Origin of the sequence: Mycobacterium sp. (genome assembly GCF_965229105.1) — a bacterium.
Taxonomy (GTDB): Bacteria; Actinomycetota; Actinomycetes; order Mycobacteriales; family Mycobacteriaceae; genus Mycobacterium.
Map to the genome: position 1 here is coordinate 880,541 of NZ_OZ245858.1, position 16,328 is coordinate 896,868.

Consider the following 16,328-nt stretch of genomic DNA (forward strand, 5'->3'; position numbering starts at 1 on the left):
CGGTCTAGCCACCGAACCTGGCGCCGGAGTCGACTCCGTACATGGCCATCGTGAGCAGCATGTTGACGATGATGATGACGGTGATGCTGGCGCGCATGCCGTGTCCGGCGGCCACGCCCACCCCGGCTGGCCCGCCGGTGGCGTAGTACCCGTAGTAGCACTGGATCGTCGATGCGATCCACACGAAGATGACTGCCTTGAGCAACGAGTAGATGATGTCTTTCCCGGCCAGCATCAACGAGAAGTAGTGCAGGTAGGAGCCGGTCGAGCCGCCGCTGCTGAGGCCAACCACAATTTGGGTACTCAGATAGCTGATCGCCAGGCACGCGGCGTAGAGCGGAATTATCGCCACCGCCGAGGCCATCAGCCGGGTGGTCACCAGGAACGGAATAGGGCGGATGGCAAGCGATTCCATCGCGTCGATCTCTTCGGCGATCCGCATGGAGCCCAGCTGGGCGGTGAATCGGCAGCCGCCCTGGATCGCGAACGCCATCGAGGCCATCAGTGGGGCCAGTTCGCGGGTGTTGACCAGCGACGAGACGAAACCCGTCGCCGGGCCAAGACCGAGCATCCCCAGGAAGTTGTACCCCTCGATCCCGACCAGCGCACCGACGGAGAGGCCGAGCACGACAGCGACGCCCGCGGTGCCGCCGCCGACCACCAGCGAACCGTTGCCCCAGGTGATGTTGGACAGCAGTCGGAGGAACTCGGCTCGGTAGTGCGTCATGGCCGTCGGTACCGCGATCAGCGCCCGAACGAAGAAGACGAGCATGTGCCCGACCCTGATGATCGGTCTGATGGCCGTGCGATAGAGCCGAACCGCCGGACGTGTCAGTGTCGCCCACGGTAGATATGTCGAGGCCGTCACGTCAGAGTCCCGTCCGTGGCGAGAGCATGACGTCGAGTTGGCTGATGGCGACGTTGACGATCATCAACACCAGGATGGCCTCGACCACTGCCGCGTTCACCGAGTTCGCCACCCCCGTCGGGCCGCCCTTGGTGGACAGGCCTTTCTGACTGGCCACCACGGCGACGATGGCACCGAAGATGACGGATTTGAGCAGCGCCACAATCAGGTCGGACGGGGTGGCGAAGGAGGCGAAGGTGGCGACAAAGCTTCCGGGAGCGCCGTTCTGGAAGTACACGTTGAACAGGTAGCTGGCGAAGAATCCGACGAAGCACACGACTCCGGTGAGGGCGAAGCTGATCATGATCGCGGCGGCGAAGCGTGGGACGACGAGACGGCGAATGGCCGATACGCCCATTACCTCCATGGCATCGATCTCTTCGCGCATGGTCCGGGAACCTAGGTCGGCGGTGATGGCAGATCCCACTGCCGCCGCCATCAACAGGGCAGCGACCAGGGAGGCGCCCTGACGCACGACGGCAAGGCCGCTGGCCGCGCCCGCAAGCGAGGTCGCTCCGACCTGACCGGCCAGCAATGCGAACTGCACCGACAAGGTGACGCTGATCGGCAGCGCCACCAAGATGGTGGGCAGCACGGCTGTCCCGGCCATGAACGCGCCCTGGCGGACGAACTCCTGCCATTGGAAGCGGCCGGTGACGAGGTCGACGAAAAAGTACTGAAGGGTGCGCACGCCGAGAATGAACTGTTCACCGACGGTGGTCAGCGCGGCCAGCGGGTGGCGTTTGACGTACCCGACGGCCCAATCCTCGATGGCCTCGATTCCGTCGGGCTCGCCATCAACGAACGACGCAGGTTCGTCCCGGGTGGTCACGGCACCGACGCAGGCAATTTTAGCAAACCTATCCCAATGGAATTACAGGCAATAGCCTCTCATCAGCAAACGAATCTGATGGTTATTAACGCTACAGTCAGCTGAGCTTACAGATCGGGCAGGCGCCAAGACGGCGTTTTGCTAGAACGCATCCGCGAGCAGCAGCCGGCAGGCCAGCCGGACATCGTGCACAGCCTGGGTGGTTTCGAGGTCACCGCCCACGGCCCAGGTGAGGATGCCGAAGGTGACCTGTTCGACAAGGCGGACTGCCCGCAATTGCCGCTCGGTGGCCGATGCGGTGGCGACGTCGACGCCCGCTGTGGCGAGGATCAGATCGCGCATGCTGTGGTCGGTCGGTGCGGCAGTCTGGGCCCGCACGGCCTGGGTGGAGGTGATGGTGGCATGCGCCAAATGGGTGTTGTCCAGCATCGCCCGGCAGGCATCGGCCATCAGGTCTGCGACCGCCTCGACCGGGTCGCCTTGAGTGGGCGGAACAGCCAGGCGTCGCACCTGATCTGTCAGCACCGATGCGAATACGTGGTACTTGGTGGGGTAGTAGCGGTAGAGGGTGCGCAGCGCAACGCCGGCCTCGGCGGCGATCTCCTGTGCGCTGATGCGCTCCAGCTCCTTCTTACTACCAAGGCGCACAGCCACTTTGAGGATCGCCGCCCGGCGCGCCTGCTGCTCCTCGGTCACCGGGGCGGCTGGCGCGCGGCGATCGCCGATGCGGGGCATGCGCTCGAAGGTACCGTGACCGGATGGCGGAGCTGACGAAGTATGGGCCGTGGGCGGTCATCGCGGGCGGGTCAGAGGGGGTAGGCGCCGAGTTCGCCTGCCAGTTGGCGGGCGAGGGTTTCAACCTGGTGTTGATCGCCCGCAAACCGGACCCTCTCGAGCTGACGGCGGCGACCTGCCGCGAGGCCGGTGTCGAGGTCCGCACAGTTGCGGTCGACCTGACCGCCGCCGGCGCGGTGGACCACATTGTTTCAGCCGCAGCGGGTCTGGAGGTCGGTCTGCTCGTCTACAACGCCGGGGCCAACACCTGCAGCGAGCAGTTCCTCGATGGCGACCTCGCGGCGTTCCAGCGGGTGATCGACTTGAACATCGGCGTGATGATGGCGTTGGTCGCGCACTTCGGCGCCCCGATGAGACAGCGTGGGCGTGGCGGCATCCTGCTCGTCGGATCGATGGCCGGGTACCTCGGGTCGGTGCGGCATTCGGTATACGGCGGGGTGAAAGCCTTCGGCCGGATCTTTGCCGAGAGTCTGTGGCTGGAGCTGCGTGAGCACGGGGTCGACGTGCTCGAACTGGTCCTCGGGGTGACGCGCACTCCGGCGATGGAACGTGTCGGGCTCAACTTCGATGTGCCGGGGCTCAAGGTCGCGGAACCGGCCGATGTGGCCAGGGAAGGACTGGCGCAGCTGGCCAACGGGCCGGTGTATGTCGCCGGCGGCAATGTCGAGGACATCGTCCGCCGCAATGATCCCGACCGGGCCAAAGTGGTGCTCGGCACTCACAAATTCATGCAGCGCCTGATGGACGGCTAGACAGGCATTAAACGAGAATTCGTTCTACTTGCGCCCCGTGTAGATGGTAGAACCGCAGCTATGAGTGACGAACGGATCCGGTTACTGGAATCGCGGCTGGCCAGGCTGGAGGCCGAAGTCGCCATTGCCCGGCTGATCGCCTCGTACGGCCCCCTGGTCGACGCGGGTGAGGCCGAGGCCACCGCTGACCTGTGGGCCAGCGACGGCAGCTACGACGTGGAGGACTGGGTGATGGGCAGCCGTGCCGATATCCGCGCCATGGTGACCTCGGATGCGCATCAGGGTCTGATCGGACGGGGCAGCAGCCATTTCCTGGGCCCGGCGGTCGTCACGGTCGACGGCGACGACGCGGTCGCGGTGTGCGAATCCATCCTGCTGATGCGCCGCGGCGACGGTTACACCGTGCTGCGTGCCGGAGCGAACCACTTCACGTTGCGCCGGATCGACGGACGCTGGCAGATCCAGGCACGGACCACCCGGACATTGAACGGCGACGCGTTCGCGCGGGAACTGCTCTCCAGCGGAGTGGCGGGCCAACCCCGATGAGCGGAGCACTTGCCGGCCGGGTCGCTTTGGTGACGGGGGCAGGCGCGGGAATCGGGGAAGGGATCGCCCGACGGTTCGCGCAGGAGGGTGCCAAGGTAGTCGTCGCCGAATTCGACTCGGCCACAGGGAAATCGGTGGCCGAGTCGATCGGCGGACTCTTCGTGGAGACCGATGTTGCCGATCGTGCCCAGGTCGAGGCCGCCGTCGCCGCTGCGCTAGCCGAGTACGGCGGCCTCGATATCGTCGTCAACAACGCCTGGGGTGGTGGCGGCATCGGCCGGGTGGAGAACAAAACCGACGAGGCGCTGGCCCGTGGAATCGCGCTCGGCTACTACGGTCCGTTCTGGGCCATGCGTGCGGCCTACCCGCATATGAAGGAACGCGGCTGGGGACGCGTCATCAACATGTGCAGCCTCAACGGTGTCAACGCCCATATGGGTTCGCTGGAGTACAACGCCGCCAAGGAGGCGTTACGCGCGCTGACCCGCACCGCCGCCCGCGAATGGGCGCCGGCGGGGGTCACCGTCAACGCGATGTGCCCGGCGGCCAAGAGCCAGGCCTTCATGAAGGTGATCGCCCAGTACCCGGAATTGGAGAAGGCGGCCGACGCGGCCAACCCGATGGGCCGGATGGGCGATCCCTTCGACGATATCGCGCCGGTCGCGGTGTTCCTGGCCTCCGAGGCCTCCCGGTATCTGACGGGTAACACGCTTTTCGTCGATGGCGGTGGCCATATCAACGGAGTGGCGTGGGCGCCGGATCTGGACGCCTAGGCTGCCACGTAGCCCAAAGCCCGGTTCTCCGTTCGGATTCGCACATACAGCACAGCCGCGTTCGCCAGGCTGAACACCACCGCCGTCAGCCACGCGGAGTGCATCAACGGCAGCGCCGCCACCTCGGCCACCACGGCGGTGTAGTTCGGATGGTGCATCCACCGGTACGGTCCGCGCCGCACCAACGGTGCGTCGGGGATGACGATCACCCGGGGGTTCCAATGCTTGCCGAGCACCGTCGCACACCACCAGCGGGTGATGGTGCTCGCGACGACCACGGCCAGCATGGGCCAGCCCAGCCAGGGCAGGAACGGTCGGTGCAACGACCACACCTCGACGACGCAGCTGACCAGCAGCAGGGTGTGCATCGAGACCATCACCGGATAGTGGCCCTTACCGAACTCCTTGCCGCCCTGAGTAAGTGACCACTCGGCATTGCGTCGGGAGACGACGAGCTCGACCAGCCGCTCGAGGCCGATAGCGAGAATGAAAAGGTAGTAGTACATGGTGCTACCAGCTCAGCAGGAGGAGTTCGAAGCTGAAACCCGGTCCCATGGCCAGCATTACGCCCAGGGAGCCTGGCTCCGGCGGATCGGCAAGGGTCCGGCGCAAGACATCCAGCACTGATGCCGAGGAGATATTACCGTTGTCCCGCATCGATTCTCGGCTGTGAATCAGCGCCACCGGCGGCAGGTCGATGGCATTCTCGATGGAGTCCATCACCTTCGGGCCGCCGGGATGACAGATCCATGTCGAGATGTCAGCCGTGGACAAGCCGTGCTCGGCCAGGAAGCTGGCGACTTCGCCGCCCAGATGGTTATCGGCCATCGCGGGCACCTCTTTGGACATCACCAAACCGAATCCCTGCGAGCTGACGTTCCAGCCCATCACGTCGATGGTGCCGGGAAACAGTCGGCTGCGGGTGGCGAGCACCCGTGGACCCGGTTGGGCGGCAAGGCTGTTGGGCGGTCGGTCGGCGCCGGTGGCAATCACCGAGGCGGCGCCGTCGCCGAACAAACACACACCGATCAGCGCCGGGATCGACGTGTCATCGCGTTGCAGGGTCAGAGAGCAGAGCTCGACGGAGACCAAGGCGGCGACGTGGCCGGGAAAGCCGCGCAAATAGTCGTGCACCCGTGCCATGCCGGCCGCACCTGCCACGCAGCCCAGCCCGAACACCGGGAGCCGCTTGACGTCGGGGCGCAGACCCACCCGGTCGGCGATGCGCGCGTCCACCGACGGCACCGCAACGCCCGTGCTGGAGACCAACACGATGATGTCGACCTCGTCGGGCCTGATTCCCGCCGTGTCGAGTGCGGACTGCAGGGCTTGGGCGCCCAGGTCGGTGGCCACCTCGAGGTAGGCATCGTTGGCTTCGGTGAAGCCGGACATGGTGGGGTAGCGGTGTACCGGCAGTGCGAGGCTGCGGTACTGCACTCCGCTGGTCTGGGCGAAGCGCATGAACTCTGGCCCGGTGACGGGGGTGAGCTCGCGGGCAACTTCTTCCTGGGTGTAGCGGTGTTGAGTGAAAGCCACACCGGTGCCTGCGATCTGCGGGGCGCCGGGGCGGTTGAGGGACTGGATATCCACCGAAGTGGAATAGGTTGTATCGGTCATACGCCTGAAAACGATTCGGCCAGCGGCCCGGTTCAGCAATCTGGCCGAAGGTGACATAGTGCACTTCTCGGGGATAGCGGGAATATCTCAAATCGGTCAATCTCACTGATCACCAACGCTTTTGGCCTTGTTGTTCACCGCCTCGCTGGAACGCGCCTGTGAAGTAGGGGTGAGGTAGCTGTCAATCGGCGTGAATGTGTGGGGCTGTGAATCGACTGACGGTGTCCAGCCCCTCATGGCCGCCGGAAAGGCAGCTGCTGACACAAAGAGCTAGCCCGGCTGGCGGATTGACGTGCGTGGATACGTCCGGCAGCCACCTTGAGGGGTGCCGGTAGCGCTACGTAATGACACCGAGAACTGCCCTGTGGATGGGGCCGAGGTTTTCTGTGGATCCGCTTGCGGGTTGGTTCATTTCGCGAAATCGGGTCTACAAAGGAAGAAAGGCGCTGACCTGCGGCCGATTCGTCACCAGCTGTCGAACCGGCTAAGTGTCGCACGTCACCATTTCCTGAAAGGCGGTAATTGCCATGGCTTCTCGCACCGGTTTTGCACGTATGTCGGGTACTCGCAGCCGATCGATGGCAGCGGCTATCGGTTGTGGCGCCATCGCGGTGATGGGTGCCTTCACCGTCACCCACGGCGGCGTCGCGCCGGCGCCGGGCCGGATCACCTCCGACTCCGGCGACGAAACCAAATTCGCGCCGTACTCGTCGCCCGTCGTCCCTGCGATGAAGACGGCGTCGAATATGTCGTTGGGAGCCACCACCACAACGATCGCCCCGGCGTCGGTGTTGGCCACCGAGAAGGCGGTCCCGGCCCTCAAAGCTACGGCTGAGGGATAGTTCGCGTTATTCGCCGGTGAAGTTCGGCGGCCGCTTGCCGAACATCGCGGTGATGCCTTCGGTCAGGTCCTTCGACGGCAGGAACGCTGAATTCCAGGCCGCGACGTAGCGCAGGCTGGCCGAGACGGCGGCCGTGCGCTGCTCGTCCAGGACGTCTTTGATGCCGTTGACCACCAGCGGGGGGTTGGCGGCGATCTCGGCGGCGGTGGCGTGCGCCGCCGCAAGGGAAGCGTCCGCATCCTCGTAGACGTCGTTGACCAGGCCGATCTTCTCGGCCCGTGCGGCATCGATGTCTTTGCCCGTCAAAGCCAGCTCGCGCAGGTGTCCGTCGGACAGGATCAGCGGTAGCCGCGCCAGGCTGCCCACATCGGCGACGATGGCCAGTTTGACCTCGCGCACCGAGAACTTCGCGTCTGCGCTCGCGTACCGGATGTCGACGGCACTGATCAGGTCGACGCCACCGCCGATGCACCAGCCGTGCACCGAGGCGATCGTCGGCGTCCGGCAGTCCGCCACCGCGGTGATGGCGCCCTGCATCGTCTTGAGGCGGGTGTGGAAGTCGGCGCGCGGCTTGGCCAGCGCCCCGTCGGCCATCATCGGTCCGAGGGTGTCGCCCATGGCGCCCAGGTCCAGGCCGTAGCTGAAATTGCGCCCCGAGCCCGTCAGCACGATGGCCCGCACGTCAGGGTCGGCGTCCAGGGCGCCGAACACCTGCGGCAGCTCCGCCCAGAACGCCGGGCCCATCGCGTTGCCCTTACCGGGGCCGATCAGCGTCACCTGCGCGACCTGATCTTTGGTCTCGATCAGGACGGATTCGTAAACGTCACTCATGGTCGTGAGATTAGAGCCAGTCCTTGGCGAAAGCCAGAAAAGCGTCGTTCTCCTCCGGGGCGCCGATGGTGACCCGCACCCCGTCGGTGCCGTACGGGCGCACCACGACCCGGGCCTGATTGGCGGCCTGTTCGACGAAGTCCAGAGTGCGCTCGGCCAACGGAAGCCAGACGAAATTGGCTTGCGAAGGCGGCAGTTCGAAGCCGGCATCCCTCAGGGCCGCGCTGACCCTGACGCGTTCGGCGACGACGGCGTCGGTGCGGGCCAACAGTTCATCGGCTGCGTCGATCGACGCGATAGCGGCGGCCTGCGACAGGGTGGTCGCGGTGAACGGCACGTAGACCTTGCCCAGGGCGGTGATGATGTCCGGGTCCGCGACGGCGTATCCGACCCGGGCGCCGGCCAACCCGTAGGCCTTCGAAAACGTCCGCAGCACAACCACATTGCTGTGGTCACGGACCAAGCCCAGGCTATCGGGCAGCAACCCGTCGCGGATGTACTCGACGTAGGCCTCGTCGATGACGATCAGGATGTCGTCGGGAACGGCGGCGACGAAGCGTTGTAGGTCCTCGGGCTCGACCACCGTGGAGGTCGGGTTGTTCGGATTGCAGACGAAGATCAGCCGGGTGCGATCGGTGACGGCCGCCAGCATCGCGTCCAGGTCATGGGTGTGGTTTTTCAGCGGAACCTGCACCGGGGTGGCGCCCGCTGTGCGGACCTGCAACGGGTAGATCTCGAAACTGCGCCAGCCGAACATCACCTCGTCGCCGACGGTGGAGGTGATCTGGATGAGCTGCTGACAGAGGCTGACCGACCCGGCGCCGACCGCAATGTGCTCGGGCGCGAAATCCACATGCTTGGCCAGGTGCTCTTTGAGCTCGACGTAGCCGTTGTCGGGATAGCGGTTCAGGGTGTCGGTGGCGGTGTTGATGGCCGCCCGCACGCTGGGCAGCGGGCCGTGCACGGTTTCGTTGCTGGCGAGCTTGATGGCGCCCGGTACGGTCTTGCCCGGCGTGTAGGCCGGAAGGTCGGCCATTTCGGGGCGGAGGCGGGCAGTCACCGGCCCAGTTTAGGTGCTGGTCCCAACTGCTTTGCCTTCCACTGGGCGCGCTGTGTACTCTTTCCCCTCGGCGGTAACGTCAGGAGGCGTGCCAGAGCGGCCGAATGGGACTCACTGCTAATGAGTTGTCCCCTCGCGGGGACCGGAGGTTCAAATCCTCTCGCCTCCGCGGCGGCTGACTTAGGTCAGCCACCAACAATTGAAGATAGGCGCCCGTAGCTCAACGGATAGAGCATCTGACTACGGATCAGAAGGTTAGGGGTTCGAATCCCTTCGGGCGCACCACAGGTCTCACCCCGAGGCTTCCGGCACACAGCAGGGTTCGTCGGCTTGGGTGCGGCGGAACGGCCAACGTGCTCGATTTTCTCCACGAACGGTGACGTCATCGCCCGTACGAGCGCGCCGTAGGCGACCCCGAATTCGATCTCGCCGCCGACCACGACAGGGTGATCACCGAGGTCGACGACGAGGTGATCGCTGCTCATCCCGAGGATCGTGATGCCCTCTGGTGGCTGCAGACCATCCGGGTCCACGTCCTGGCGACCGACGGCCAGGATCGCTTGGCGCACGACCCTGCTGCCGGTGCGCAGCGGCGCTTCGCCGAAGGCCGCCTGAGCGCGCTCTCCCCAGGGCTGAGCCGGCTTCATGGCGATCTCGATGACTTCGGCGGTCAAGGTGAACGCGTCGGTGTGCAGGCCGGGGATGGGTGTCCGGTACAGCGGATCGACGCCGAGAAGGATGGCCTCGCCGAGTCGCAGCTCGTCGATGCGGCCGACGTCGTGAGTCTGCAGAGCCCAGTTCAGGTTCGCTGAGTTGCCGCCTGAGACCACGTCGAGGGAAATCCCGTGCCGTGCCTCGATGTCATCCGCGAGTGCGGTGAGGACGCCCATGTTGCGATCGTCGGGCACGACACCGTTCTGACAAGCGAGGTTGGCGCCGAGCCCGACGAGCCGCAGGGAAGAGTGACGGAGAACGGCCCGCACCGCCTCCGGGGTGTCTTCGAGGGCGATGCCTTCGCGTAGGTCACCGAGTTCGACCATGAGCACAACGGAGTGCATCCGCTTCTGCCGGTCCGCGGCCTGATCGAGCGCCGCCAGCACGACGGCCTCGGTGTTCAGACTGACGTCGGCGAGCTCAACGACCCGTGCCACCTGGCTGAGAATGGGTGAGCGGATCAACGTGCGGACCAGTGATCGGTCGAGCCCGGCCAGCCGAACGAGGTTCTGCACCCGGGAATCGCCCAGGCCGCAGGCGCCCCCGCGCAGCATCGCCGCGCCAACCCCCGGCGAGCCCAATACGGCCTTGGTGATCCCGGTAACCCGGATCCCCGTTGAGCTGAGCCGATCAACCAGGATCCGCGTGTTCTGCTCGACCTTGTCGAGATTGATCTCGATCCGGAGCGTCACACCTGGGCGGTCGTGTCGGCCACCACCGCGAGCGCGGGAAAGGCCGTCAGCACCATGTCGACCAGCTCCGAGGCGGGGCGCGTCAGCGGGTCGGTGACGGGGAGGCCGAGCTGCGAATGATGTTCGGCGATCGAGGTTCTCAGCTCGTCGTCGGTCATCTCCTCGTGGTTGATCGTGACGCCGATGACTCGGGTGTCGGCGAACGCCTCGATCAGGGCGATCTCGCTGGCCGCGGTCGGCATCGGCATCATCGGGAAGTCGCCGAGCACCGTGCGCTTGGGCGCGTGCTGCACGATCACGCCGGCCGGTCGGCTGCCACGCAGGATGTGTCCCGACGTCAGGTACGCGGGGTGGCTGAGCGCGCCTTGGCCCTCGACCACGATCACGTCGGGGTCCTCGCCCTCGAACGCGGCGACGACCTGGTGCTCAACCTCGCCCGAGCAGAACTGGGGGACCAGCGCATCCAGCGCGACACCGTACTTCCCACCCTGGATCAAGGTGGTCTGCCCGGTGCCGACCATGACCGCCTTGATGCCGTGCGCGTTCAGCGCCTGGACCAGCAAGGTCGCGGTGGTGCGCTTCCCAATCGCCCCGTCGGTACCCAGGATCGCGATCCTGGGGCAGGTGACGTCGAAGATCCGGCCGGAGAACAAGTGCAGGTCGCGCTTGGCCTTCGGCCGGCGTACATCGGTGATGGTGACGCCGGCGATCACTGCTGCCGCCGCGAATTCGGCGTCGTCGTTGAGGAACTCGTGCAAACCGTTGATGATGTGCATTCCGCGGGCAATGCCGTCGAGCAGCACGATCCGCTGCTCGTTCGACAGCAGGCCGTCGGCAGGCGCCAGCCCACAGATCAGGTAGTCCGGCACGCGGCCGGCGTGCACGATGGATTCGGCGAGCGACGCCAGCACCGGGATGCCGTTCGTGATGCCGTCGAGAAACTTCCCGGCATCGACTCCAGCCCGGAGGCTGTCGATGACACTGAGGATCTCGTACTTCTCGGAGTGCCGGACCAGGCCGTTGGCGGTCTTCCCGTCCTGCTCGCCGAACTGGCCCTCGCAGTAGACGATCGCGGTGGAACCCACGGGCAGTGCGAACGGAGTTGCCGGAAGGTCGGATGCGCTCTGTGTAGGCGCGTCAAGAGACGGAATACTGCTGGAACGCGAAGACATAAGATCCTCTGAGAAGTCTCAGAGAAGGCGACGCAATCGAGGCGGGGCGATGAGCCCAACGTTCAGCGAGTGGTCTGCCCTGAGGGTCGGCAAGATTACCGGCGTGTTAACAGTAGCTGGTTGGCGTCGTCATCCTCTACCGATAGTCGCGCTCAGTGGCCCATCCCCGGCATGTTCATCGGCTGGCCAAGTGTCGGCAACAGGGTCTTGGCCACATTTGCTGGGTCGACCACGCCTCTGAAGCAGCCCACTGAGTAGGGGTACTCGCTGTTGAGCACATAGTGATAGATGTTCTGAACCTTGCCATCCCACAGCACGGGCGATGTTATTCCGTGGCACACATCCAGCTGGGCATTGGTGATTTCCTTGCCATCCGCGCCCCGCGGTCCGTAAATGCCAAATCCATCCAAGGCGTAGCCAACAAGCGGCGACTGTCCGGACGTCCCTTGATTGGGGAAGCACTTCCACGAGAAGGCATGGAGATGATATTGCTGACTGTAGGGATGTCCGAAGCATTGGTCCAACGGCAAAATTGAAATGGGGTTGTACCACGCTGCCGAGGACGCATTGGCAATTTCGGCATGCCATACCGTGCCGGTGAGCGTGACACCGGTGATCAAATACTTGATTGATTGAGGGGTATCGAGGTACTTGGGGGCTATCGGAACTCGAATGTCGAGCGTGTACGGAGAAATTCCGATGGCGGCGGCGTTCGGATAGGTTTGCCCGAACCCGGGCGTACCCGGTGAGGTGTTGGTACCACCAGGAGCGCCAGCGTAATAGGGGTAGGCAGCGGTGCCGCCCTGAACTGGCCCGAACCGGCCCATCGGCGTGGATGGTAACCCGTTGCCTTTGAAGTAGCGATAGGTCTTATCCGAGGTCACCGCGAAAACGCTGCCGCGAGGATCGATATCTTTGGCGGACACCGTGCCACTCACCGTGGGCAATTTGGCGATCACAATCGTATTGTCTTTCGGATTCATCCATGGGGCGGTGCTGGTTTGTAGCGTGGTGGTTGAGGGAACCACCACTGAGAAAATTGGTCCGCCCAGATATATCCCACCCTTCTGCGCGGCAAAGATACTCAAATTGGGAGCGGAGTTTCCCAATGTATTTGGTACCACCGCAGACGCCGGTGTTGCCACCACGGTGGCGGCCGCCAACATTGTGGTGAATAGCGCGGCGACCGCGCTTTTTCCGCGAATCGACATTGTGCTCCCTTTCGTTATCCGCTGATCACCGACGCCGTGACGGTGGAACCCGCCGTACCGTCGGCGCCGGTGCTGCCGCCGATGACCCCACCCGCGCCGCCGGCGCCGCCCGCCCCGATCACCCGCGCGACGTCAGAAGCGCTGGTTCCCGCCGCCTCGGCGTTACCGCCGTTGCCGCCATCGCCGCCGTTGCCGAACAGCGATGCCCCGGCCCCGCCGGTCCCGCCGTTGCCGCCGGTGCTCACCGACGTGGTGGCGGCGTCGGTGTAGACGCTGCTACTGCCGCCGTCGCCACCGGCCCCGCCGGTAGCGAACGCACCCCCGGCACCACCGCCACCGCCCGCGCCGGCGGTGGCATCTCCGCCGTTGCCCGCGTTATCCCCAGCTGAGCCGGTGTTGGCGTTGCCGCCGGAGCCACCGCTGCCACCGCTGGCGAACAGCGCACCCGAGCCGCCCAGTCCGCCCGCCCCGCCAGTTGCCGCGCCACTGCGTTCGGTCGTCGCGGTGCCCCCGGCCCCACCGGCCCCGCCCGCGCCGCCGGTGAACACGTCGCCGAGGATGCCACTGTTGCCGCCATCACCGCCGTGACCGGCGATCGCCACCCCGTCGCCCTGGTTGATCGCCCCGTTCCCCGCGAATGGCAAGTCGGCGTTTCCGCCGGCACCACCCAGGCCGACCAAAAACACCGAACCGCCGTGGCCACCCGAACCGCCGGTGGCAGCACCCGAGCCGGGTGCGCCAAGACCGGCGTCGCCGATATTGGCCAACGCACCGCCGCCACCGGTCCCACCGGCGCCGCCATCGCCGATCGTGGCGCCGCCCCCAGCACCGCCGTCGCCGGCGGTTGCGGCGCCGTAGGTGCTGATAACCGATCCCTCCCAAGCATTTCCGCCGTCGCCACCGCTGCCTGCCAACAGGCCACCCCGGCCGCCGGTGCCGCCGTTGCCGCCGATCGCGGAACCCGCTGCCCCGTCGGCTTCAATGCCGTCCCAGGTCTGGGTCGCGCTGCCACCGCCACCGCCGGTGCCGCCGTTGCCGAACAGGCCGGTGAGGCCTGCGTTACCGCCATTCCCGCCCACGGCATTGCCATTCACGGCGAATGACACGTATCCGCCGACACCACCGCCGCCGCTATTGCCGAAAATCAGGCCGCTGTTTCCGCCGTCACCGCCGTCACCAGCGGTAGCCCCACTCCAGTTGGCGCTGCCGTTGTCCGCGCCGCCATACCCGCCGTCGCCACCGTTGCCCAACAGCAACCCGCCGTTACCGCCGCGGCCGCCATTAGTCGCCGCCGACAACAACTCCCCGGTCGTGCTGTCATAAACGGCATCCATACCGTTGCCGCCGGTCCCACCGGGGCCGAACAAAAGGGCGTTGCCACCGTGGCCCGTATTGCACGCCTGACCGGTGCACCCCGGAGCCCCACCCGCGCCGTTGCCGGGGGTAAACACGCTGCCGAAGAACAATCCGGCGTTGCCCCCGTTGCCGCCGTTGTACCCATTACCGCCGGCCCCGAGCAATAGACCGCCGTTGCCGCCATTGCAGACCATCGCCCCGGTGCACTGCGTATCAGACGAGCTATAGCTGTAGCCGTTACCGACCAATAACCCCGCGTTCGGACTCATAGCGGTGCCGTTGGACACGAAGATCGAATACACGGCGCTGACGATCGAACCCGGATCCCAGGCTGGATCCGCCAAAACTGCTGGGGCCGGGACCTTTTCGATTGCTTTGGCCGGCTTGGTCGGGCGGGCGGGCGTCCCGGTCGCCGCCCGGCCGGTCCCGGCTGTGCGCGTAGAGCGGCTCGACGCAAGGGATTTGGTGCCGGTGCGCTTCGGGGGCGAGGCTGTCGAGCGCGCCGCCGCACCAGGGCTTTGCGCGTGAGTATTGGCGTGGGTGTCCGCCGCGGCGGTACCCGACCCACCAGTCAGGGCCGCCCCAGCCAATGCCGCGCCCACCCCCAGGCCAAAGATGCCGACCCCCAGCCAGGAATACGGTGCAGTCCGACCGGATTTTGCCCGGCGCTGCCTGGTGCGGGGTCTGGCCACCGACGAATCCGATATGACAACGGTGAATTGATTCATCGGCGCAGATCTCCTTGCAATTGCAATTAAATCCTTGGTATGCAACATTTTACGAATTTGCCATGGCAAAAGCCCGAATCGACGCGCCGTAAATTGCCTTTGAGGAAATTTTGACCAGTACTACGCTGACTTTTCGTGGCTGATGTCCCGCTCGACGCGCAAGAGCGACAAGCGCTTTGTGGGCTGCTCGATGAACTCGGCCCTGCCGCTCCCACGCTGCTTGCGCCGTGGACCGCTCATGATCTCGCCGCGCACATCGTGTTGCGAGAACGCGATCTCATGGCTGGCCCGTGCATCGTTCTCCCCGGCCCCTTCCAACGGTTCGCTGAGCGGCGTAGGGCCAGATTGGCTGAGCGCAAAGACTTTTCGTGGCTGGTCGCGCGGATCCGCTCCGGTCCGCCTGCCGGATTCTTCCGCGTCGGATGGGTGCGCTCCTTTCCGAACTTGAATGAGTTCTTCGTCCACCACGAAGACCTTCGACGAGCGAATGGGCGCGCGCCGCGCAACCTCACTCCGGCGATGGATGCGGCCCTGTGGCGAAACGTTCGACATGGCGGCCGCTACCTGAGTCGACGGCTCCCGGTGGTGGGACTAGATATCGAATGGGCGCAGACCAATGAGAGGTTCACCGCTCGGCCAGGCCGGCCCGTGGCTCGGCTCATCGGTTCGCCCGGTGAACTCCTGCTGTATGTCTTCGGTCGCCAAGAGGCAGCACAGGTCGAGGTGACTGGACCCGCCGAGGCTGTTACGGCGGTGCAGCACAACCACTTCGGTATGTGAGGCCGTCGATCATCAGGTCCAGGGTGAAGTCGAACCTCTCGTGACCGTCGCCTGCGGTGACCTCGGCGGCATAGCGGCTGGTCTGCGGGAAGGTATCGACGGGCAGGGCCGCCAAGCGGTGCAGCAATTCGTCGCTGGGCCCCCGGCGCGCGACCGAGGCCTCAAGGCAGTAGGCGGCTACGTACAGCAGCAGGGCGTCGACGGCCCAGGCGGCGGCTTGTGGGGCGACGCCGCCGGTGAGCAGGATGGCCAGCATCCCTTCGCTGAGACGCAGGATCTCCACATCGGTGGGGGCCATCGCGTAGGTGGCGCGGGAGATGCCGGGGTATGTCAGGTACTGGTCGCGCAGCTGGGTGCAGACCGCGCAGATCTGCGACCGCCACTCCGCAGCATCGGGGGCGGGCAGGACGACCTCGGCGCACAGCCGTCCGATCAAGAGCTCGTCGAGGTCGGCCTTGTTGACCACGTGGGCATACAGCGAGGCGGGTCCGGTATCGAGCGCGGCCGCCACCCTGCGCATTGTCAACGCGTCGTAACCCTCGGCGGCGACGATGCCCAGCGCGGCATCGGTGACCTGAGCTGGAGTGATCGGGTCCACGCGCCGCCGCGGCCGTGGCTCTGTGGTGACCTCCAGGTTCGGCGCTTGGCGCGCCGCGCGCCGCTCTCTTGGGGTGCTCACCCCGTCACCCTAGCTTGACACGAACGGTGTTCGTCTATAGA

Annotated in this window: 17 protein-coding genes, 2 tRNA genes and 1 pseudogene; 8 read left to right on the forward strand and 12 right to left on the reverse strand. The window is 65.6% G+C overall.

Annotated elements, in window-relative coordinates:
- Positions 1–4 precede the first annotated feature (4 nt).
- The 3 genes from ADBZ9O_RS04110 to ADBZ9O_RS04120 form a co-directional block, all read right to left on the reverse strand.
- Positions 5–868 carry an MlaE family ABC transporter permease gene (locus ADBZ9O_RS04110; protein WP_526528649.1) on the reverse strand — a complete coding sequence of 288 codons (864 nt, stop codon included), beginning with the start codon at positions 866–868 and terminating at the stop codon, positions 5–7.
- Position 869: 1 nt separating this feature from the next.
- Positions 870–1,739 (reverse strand): MlaE family ABC transporter permease, encoded by an 870-nt coding sequence (locus ADBZ9O_RS04115; protein ID WP_526528651.1) that lies wholly within the window; start codon positions 1,737–1,739, stop codon positions 870–872.
- Positions 1,740–1,880: 141 nt separating this feature from the next.
- Positions 1,881–2,474: a TetR/AcrR family transcriptional regulator gene (locus tag ADBZ9O_RS04120; protein WP_526528653.1), complete on the reverse strand. Its 594-nt coding sequence runs from the start codon at positions 2,472–2,474 to the stop codon at positions 1,881–1,883.
- Between the two features lie 23 nt (positions 2,475–2,497).
- Here ADBZ9O_RS04120 and ADBZ9O_RS04125 point away from each other — a divergent pair, with 23 nt between their 5' ends.
- The 3 genes from ADBZ9O_RS04125 to ADBZ9O_RS04135 are packed head-to-tail and all read left to right on the forward strand — an operon-like array spanning position 2,498 to position 4,605.
- Complete coding sequence (locus tag ADBZ9O_RS04125; RefSeq protein ID WP_526528655.1) at positions 2,498–3,286, forward strand: SDR family NAD(P)-dependent oxidoreductase; 789 nt, start codon at positions 2,498–2,500, stop codon at positions 3,284–3,286.
- A 60-nt stretch (positions 3,287–3,346) separates the two neighbouring features.
- Entirely contained in the window at positions 3,347–3,832 is a 486-nt protein-coding gene (locus tag ADBZ9O_RS04130; RefSeq protein WP_526528657.1) for a nuclear transport factor 2 family protein, read from the forward strand.
- Positions 3,829–4,605 carry an SDR family NAD(P)-dependent oxidoreductase gene (locus tag ADBZ9O_RS04135; RefSeq protein WP_526528659.1) on the forward strand — a complete coding sequence of 259 codons (777 nt, stop codon included), beginning with the start codon at positions 3,829–3,831 and terminating at the stop codon, positions 4,603–4,605. The genes ADBZ9O_RS04130 and ADBZ9O_RS04135 overlap by 4 nt, the downstream gene beginning before the upstream one ends.
- On the opposite strand, the gene ADBZ9O_RS04140 is transcribed toward ADBZ9O_RS04135, so the two are convergent.
- Both ADBZ9O_RS04140 and ADBZ9O_RS04145 read right to left on the reverse strand, forming a co-directional pair.
- Positions 4,602–5,111 (reverse strand): isoprenylcysteine carboxyl methyltransferase family protein, encoded by a 510-nt coding sequence (locus ADBZ9O_RS04140; protein ID WP_526528661.1) that lies wholly within the window; start codon positions 5,109–5,111, stop codon positions 4,602–4,604. The genes ADBZ9O_RS04135 and ADBZ9O_RS04140 overlap by 4 nt on opposite strands.
- A gap of 4 nt (positions 5,112–5,115) precedes the next feature.
- Complete coding sequence (locus ADBZ9O_RS04145) at positions 5,116–6,222, reverse strand: type III polyketide synthase (RefSeq protein WP_526528663.1); 1,107 nt, start codon at positions 6,220–6,222, stop codon at positions 5,116–5,118.
- Positions 6,223–6,800: 578 nt separating this feature from the next.
- Between ADBZ9O_RS04145 and ADBZ9O_RS04150 the strand changes: the two genes are divergently transcribed.
- Positions 6,801–7,064, forward strand: coding sequence for a hypothetical protein (locus tag ADBZ9O_RS04150; protein WP_526528665.1), 264 nt, complete (start codon positions 6,801–6,803; stop codon positions 7,062–7,064).
- A 6-nt stretch (positions 7,065–7,070) separates the two neighbouring features.
- Here ADBZ9O_RS04150 and ADBZ9O_RS04155 read toward each other — a convergent pair whose 3' ends face one another.
- On the reverse strand, positions 7,071–7,895 hold the full coding sequence (locus ADBZ9O_RS04155; RefSeq protein ID WP_526528667.1) for a crotonase/enoyl-CoA hydratase family protein: 825 nt from the start codon (positions 7,893–7,895) through the stop codon (positions 7,071–7,073).
- Positions 7,896–7,905: 10 nt separating this feature from the next.
- On the reverse strand, positions 7,906–8,955 hold the full coding sequence (gene hisC / locus ADBZ9O_RS04160; RefSeq protein WP_526528669.1) for a histidinol-phosphate transaminase: 1,050 nt from the start codon (positions 8,953–8,955) through the stop codon (positions 7,906–7,908).
- An 82-nt stretch (positions 8,956–9,037) separates the two neighbouring features.
- On the opposite strand from hisC, the gene ADBZ9O_RS04165 reads away from it, so the two are divergent.
- The 3 genes from ADBZ9O_RS04165 to ADBZ9O_RS04175 all read left to right on the forward strand — a co-directional run bounded on the left by ADBZ9O_RS04165 (position 9,038) and on the right by ADBZ9O_RS04175 (position 9,767).
- Positions 9,038–9,124: transfer RNA gene (locus ADBZ9O_RS04165), tRNA-Ser, on the forward strand.
- A gap of 40 nt (positions 9,125–9,164) precedes the next feature.
- Positions 9,165–9,240, forward strand: a tRNA-Arg gene (locus ADBZ9O_RS04170).
- A gap of 161 nt (positions 9,241–9,401) precedes the next feature.
- Positions 9,402–9,767 (forward strand): hypothetical protein, encoded by a 366-nt coding sequence (locus ADBZ9O_RS04175; protein WP_526528671.1) that lies wholly within the window; start codon positions 9,402–9,404, stop codon positions 9,765–9,767.
- Here ADBZ9O_RS04175 and ADBZ9O_RS04180 read toward each other — a convergent pair.
- From ADBZ9O_RS04180 to ADBZ9O_RS04195, 4 genes and pseudogenes are all read right to left on the reverse strand, one after another.
- Positions 9,753–10,361: pseudogene (locus tag ADBZ9O_RS04180) on the reverse strand (alanine racemase); the annotation flags it as partial. The gene ADBZ9O_RS04175 and the pseudogene ADBZ9O_RS04180 sit on opposite strands and share 15 nt — an antisense overlap.
- A complete protein-coding gene (locus tag ADBZ9O_RS04185) occupies positions 10,358–11,446 on the reverse strand; it encodes an N-acetyltransferase DgcN family protein (RefSeq protein ID WP_526528673.1) in 1,089 nt (362 codons plus the stop codon). The gene ADBZ9O_RS04185 and the pseudogene ADBZ9O_RS04180, both read right to left, overlap by 4 nt.
- Before the next feature lie 239 nt (positions 11,447–11,685).
- The gene (locus tag ADBZ9O_RS04190; protein ID WP_526528675.1) at positions 11,686–12,744 is read right to left on the reverse strand and encodes a YHYH protein; all 1,059 of its coding nucleotides are present in this window, start codon (positions 12,742–12,744) and stop codon (positions 11,686–11,688) included.
- Positions 12,745–12,758: 14 nt separating this feature from the next.
- A complete protein-coding gene (locus ADBZ9O_RS04195) occupies positions 12,759–14,828 on the reverse strand; it encodes a hypothetical protein (RefSeq protein WP_526528677.1) in 2,070 nt (689 codons plus the stop codon).
- A gap of 135 nt (positions 14,829–14,963) precedes the next feature.
- Between ADBZ9O_RS04195 and ADBZ9O_RS04200 the strand changes: the two genes are divergently transcribed.
- Positions 14,964–15,608: a TIGR03085 family metal-binding protein gene (locus tag ADBZ9O_RS04200; protein WP_526528679.1), complete on the forward strand. Its 645-nt coding sequence runs from the start codon at positions 14,964–14,966 to the stop codon at positions 15,606–15,608.
- Here the strand turns inward: ADBZ9O_RS04200 and ADBZ9O_RS04205 are convergent.
- Positions 15,574–16,287, reverse strand: coding sequence for a TetR/AcrR family transcriptional regulator (locus ADBZ9O_RS04205; protein WP_526528681.1), 714 nt, complete (start codon positions 16,285–16,287; stop codon positions 15,574–15,576). The genes ADBZ9O_RS04200 and ADBZ9O_RS04205 overlap by 35 nt on opposite strands.
- Positions 16,288–16,328: the final 41 nt, after the last annotated feature.

Coding starts and splice junctions, on each gene's coding strand:
- ADBZ9O_RS04190 (WP_526528675.1), bottom strand. CDS start 12,744: ATGTCGATTCGCGGAAAAAGCGCGGTCGCCGCGCTATTCACCACAATG.
- ADBZ9O_RS04135 (WP_526528659.1), top strand. CDS start 3,829: ATGAGCGGAGCACTTGCCGGCCGGGTCGCTTTGGTGACGGGGGCAGGC.
- ADBZ9O_RS04155 (WP_526528667.1), bottom strand. CDS start 7,895: ATGAGTGACGTTTACGAATCCGTCCTGATCGAGACCAAAGATCAGGTC.
- ADBZ9O_RS04195 (WP_526528677.1), bottom strand. CDS start 14,828: ATGAATCAATTCACCGTTGTCATATCGGATTCGTCGGTGGCCAGACCC.
- ADBZ9O_RS04145 (WP_526528663.1), bottom strand. CDS start 6,222: ATGACCGATACAACCTATTCCACTTCGGTGGATATCCAGTCCCTCAAC.
- ADBZ9O_RS04125 (WP_526528655.1), top strand. CDS start 2,498: ATGGCGGAGCTGACGAAGTATGGGCCGTGGGCGGTCATCGCGGGCGGG.
- ADBZ9O_RS04140 (WP_526528661.1), bottom strand. CDS start 5,111: ATGTACTACTACCTTTTCATTCTCGCTATCGGCCTCGAGCGGCTGGTC.
- ADBZ9O_RS04130 (WP_526528657.1), top strand. CDS start 3,347: ATGAGTGACGAACGGATCCGGTTACTGGAATCGCGGCTGGCCAGGCTG.
- ADBZ9O_RS04150 (WP_526528665.1), top strand. CDS start 6,801: ATGGCAGCGGCTATCGGTTGTGGCGCCATCGCGGTGATGGGTGCCTTC.
- ADBZ9O_RS04120 (WP_526528653.1), bottom strand. CDS start 2,474: ATGCCCCGCATCGGCGATCGCCGCGCGCCAGCCGCCCCGGTGACCGAG.